Below are 3,914 nucleotides of genomic sequence, written 5' to 3'. Positions count from 1 at the left end.
ATACACTAAATCAGTAAGTTGGCAGCATCACCCACCTTGCCAGAGGACAAATCCTTTGTCCCGCAACTATGGTTTTTTATTAGGATTTTCGCCACTGAATAAATTATAATAAATTGATTTTATAAGATATTCGTCATGGGCTATATGACCAGTACGAGTTGCATGCTCTAATGTTTCAGATGCCAGTATATGTGCGGCTTCAGCAAACATCCCAGGCCAACCCTTACTCAGCATAGACAGTCCTTTAAGGACTCTTATCTGAATCTCCCTCATACTCGCACCATCACGTGCAACAGGTAAGAAAAAGTCTTCCAGTAGGTCTTTGATCTGAAGTGGCGCAACATGTACTGAAGGATATATCACTTCAGTTTCATCTATTTTATTCTGCGCGTAAGCGGAGAGTATTCGAACACCTCTGCCAATGACATCAATCGCAGTACCGGGATCGTTTACTGCGGGCGAAAGGGCCCTGCAGGCTATTTCGGCCATGACGCTGAGACAGAATCGGGGATCCTGAGCAAATGAACGCACATCCGAGACAATGATCGTTTCAAGTAAATCGGTACAGATTGATGACTCCTGACCAGAACTCAGGTACAAAACTGGCATCGATGGATGTATGAAACTGCCTGGCTGCGCCACAAGATATACATGACGAGGATCATTGCTCAGCAGACTGCCGAGCTTGACCATGTCAATATATTCAACATAGCCAATTTTCTCCGGATATACGGCAACAGTTCCTTTTGGTTGTTCATTGTTCTCAAGCCATGGATATCCGCCAAGACATGGACTTTTTGCTCTCGCAATAAATGTCTCGATCGCCGCCTGTTCTACTTTTGCTGTTGTCTCACCTACCCTGCCCAGAGAGGTCAAATGCTGTATCCAGCGAAGCAATGTGATGATTATTAAGGCAATGACAACCAGTGTTACAATGAATAAAATGACTCTACCCCTTTCTCCGTAGGCTCCCATATTGAGGGCAATAATCCCTACCAGGCTGAAGAGAAAAGAACCGATAAAAGTGGCCAGTACATTTTGTGTGGTTACGTCTTCTACAACTAAACGCGTGGCTCTGGGCGTCACATTAGTAGTGGCTGAACCGTAAGCGGTGACCATGATACTCAGTGAAAATGTGGTCACCGCCAGCATACTCGATGCCAGTATGTTCAGAATATTATCAACTGCTTCCGCACCAACCTTCACTGATACTGACTCTGGGATCATTGATCTAAAAAGAATAGATAAAAGGGCCGTTATTATTGCTACCATTGCAAATAACGTTGCCCTGAACCATAGCTTTTTAAGTGTCTGCCTGAGAATCCATTGCCAGCGTAAAATCATTCAGCATATCCTTGTATTAAGTTCGGGAAAATAAATGCCGCCCGGCAGGACGGCATTTTTGTATTAACGAACGAGGTGCAGGAAGTGCAGGTGTTTTTCGTACTGGTCCAGTATGTCATTAATCAGCTGTTCCTGATTCCAGCCCATCACATCATAGTTTTGACCGCCTTCTTTCAGATAGACCTCAGCGCGATAATATCGATGTTGCTCAACCTGCTGCTCGTCATTGTCCATTGCAGCCATGGCGAAAGCCGGTGAGTTATAGCCACGAAGTCTCACTTCATAAATAAAGTTCAGCTCATTGCCCAAATCGACTTCAAGCCGAATTCGTTCGTCATCAGTATCACTTATATGGCTTATCGTTCCCTGTTTATTCAGTTCTTCCTGAACCAGCGTCATGGCGGGCTGGATAACGTCGCCCATAAAGCGTTTCACAAGAGAGCGCTTTGGCAGATAAGCGATATTGCGCAAGCGTCTCTGCCATGGAATCGGGTTACGCGCTGCAGTCGGAGCAATAGTCGCCATGCTCAGGCTTTCACGCTTGGTCAAATCCCGACGCAGGGCTTTTAATAATCCGTATATGGATATCAGTAAAATCACTGAGAAAGGTAATGCGCTCGCTATTGTCACGGTTTGCAGCGCGCTCAGTCCCCCCGCAATCAGCAGTGCGATTGCCACAATCCCTATGAGCGAGGCCCAGAAAATTCGCTGCCATACAGGCGTGTTAGCGACGCCACCCGATGCCAGCGTATCAACAACCATTGCCCCGGAGTCAGCCGAGGTGACAAAGAAGACAATGACCATCGCCATTGCAATAAATGACAGCACGGAAGAAAACGGGAAATGCTCCAGGAAATTAAACAGGGCCAGCGCGACATCCTGCTGAACGGTATTGGCGAGATCAGCCGCCCCCTGGTGCATAATGAGATAGATTGCGCTGTTACCAAACACCGTCATCCACATGAGCGTGAAGCCGGCGGGAACAAACAGCACGCCGGTGACAAACTCGCGAATGGTTCGACCGCGCGAGACTCTTGCGATGAACATCCCCACAAACGGCGACCATGAAAGCCACCATCCCCAGTACAGTAATGTCCAGCCCCCCAGCCAGTTGCTCGACTTAGGTTCATACGCATAAAGGTTAAAAGTTTTACTCACCAGTTCAGAAAGATAACCGCCCGTATTTTCCACAAATGACTTCAGCAGAAGCACGGTTGGTCCCAGACACAGGACCAGCGCCAGCAGCAGCACTGCCAGGCCCAGGTTGAGCTCAGACAGTATACGTATTCCCTTGTCCAGGCCGGACACCACCGAAATCGTCGCTAAACCAGTGATGACAACGATTAGAATCACCTGCACCGTTTCATTAATAGGCACCCCGAAAAGATGATTCAAACCAGCATTCACCTGCAAAACACCGTACCCCAGCGATGTCGCAACGCCAAAGACGGTGCCAATAACGGCGAAAATATCAACCGCATGGCCTACAGGTCCGTATATGCGCTCGCCAATAATGGGATAAAGTGCGGAACGCAGCGTTAAAGGCAGACCGTGACGGTAACTGAAAAAGGCCAGGATCAGTGCCACAATGGCATAGATTGCCCATGCGTGCAGGCCCCAGTGGAAGAACGTCAGGCGCATTGCTTCCTTCGCTGCCGCAACGGTCTCTGGAGTGCCGACAGGAGGTGAAAGATAATGCATCACAGGTTCAGCAACGCCAAAGAACATCAGGCCGATCCCCATCCCTGCCGAGAAAAGCATCGCAAACCAGGAGTGATAGCTAAAATCAGGCTGCGCATGGTCCGGACCCAGTTTGATATCACCGTAGCGTGAGAGTCCCAGGAACGAGACACTCAGTAGAATCAGGGCCACTGCAAGGATGTAGAACCAGCTGGCATTCGTGAAGATTTGTTGCTGAAGTAGTTTAAAATTTTTGTCGGCGACATCCGGGAATACAGCGGCAAAGGCGACAAGAAGGAAAATTAACAAAGCAGATGTAAAGAATACCGCTTTGTTAATCTGGCTTTTAGACTTCTTTTGGATTGTATCATTTTCACTCATAATCATTTATTCCATTAATTAAAATCCGCACTGTATAGAGGGTACTACATCTCAAAGATTAGCAAACTTCAACTTACGATGCGGCGTCAATCGGAATGCAGAGTGCAAGAGTGGCCATACAGATATCCTGTTGATAGTCTGCCAGCCGTCTTCTGGAGCATTTGATTTGCATAAATTGCATCAGATCTGGGGATTCACTTTGATTAGAGCAATATTGAGAATGACTTACTAACGTCTGATGTTGCGTAAAGCGGGCTTTAAGGGGTCAGTTTGGAGATCGGAAATTTTTGTACGTTAAGCACATTATTTAACCAATTCGGATACGTAAGTGATTGATTTATCGTCAGTGGCTATCGCTTTTAGGTTGTCGCTCTTGCTGTATCGCATTTAGGTTATCCGATTAAGACAAAATCCCCTGAAAACGCTGTATAGCGCGGGAGTACACCCTATTGCGATAGCGCGATCTGTTCAAAAAACAGGCTTAACGAATGGAAGGGACTTCCCCTGAT

Annotated in this window: 2 protein-coding genes; both read right to left on the bottom strand. The window is 47.2% G+C overall.

Going from position 1 to position 3,914, the window contains the following annotated elements; all coding sequences use genetic code 11:
- Nucleotides 1-66 precede the first annotated feature (66 nt).
- A complete protein-coding gene (locus FDX01_RS00940; protein WP_053504456.1) occupies nt 67-1,344 on the bottom strand; it encodes a DUF2254 domain-containing protein in 1,278 nt (425 codons plus the stop codon).
- 63 nt (nt 1,345-1,407) lie between these two features.
- Complete coding sequence (gene betT, locus FDX01_RS00935) at nt 1,408-3,405, bottom strand: choline BCCT transporter BetT (protein ID WP_008502232.1); 1,998 nt, start codon at nt 3,403-3,405, stop codon at nt 1,408-1,410.
- Between the last annotated feature and the right edge of the window lie 509 nt (nt 3,406-3,914).

The organism is Citrobacter sp. wls613 (assembly GCF_005281195.1).
Classification (GTDB): Bacteria; Pseudomonadota; Gammaproteobacteria; order Enterobacterales; family Enterobacteriaceae; genus Citrobacter; species Citrobacter gillenii.
Note: the sequence above shows the minus strand (reverse complement) of the source record. Positions and strands in the feature narration are given on the sequence as shown.

What these genes read in the sequence shown, in the direction of transcription:
- FDX01_RS00940 (WP_053504456.1), bottom strand. Translation starts at nt 1,344, where the DNA reads ATGATTTTACGCTGGCAATGGATTCTCAGGCAGACACTTAAAAAGCTA.
- betT (WP_008502232.1), bottom strand. Translation starts at nt 3,405, where the DNA reads ATGAGTGAAAATGATACAATCCAAAAGAAGTCTAAAAGCCAGATTAAC.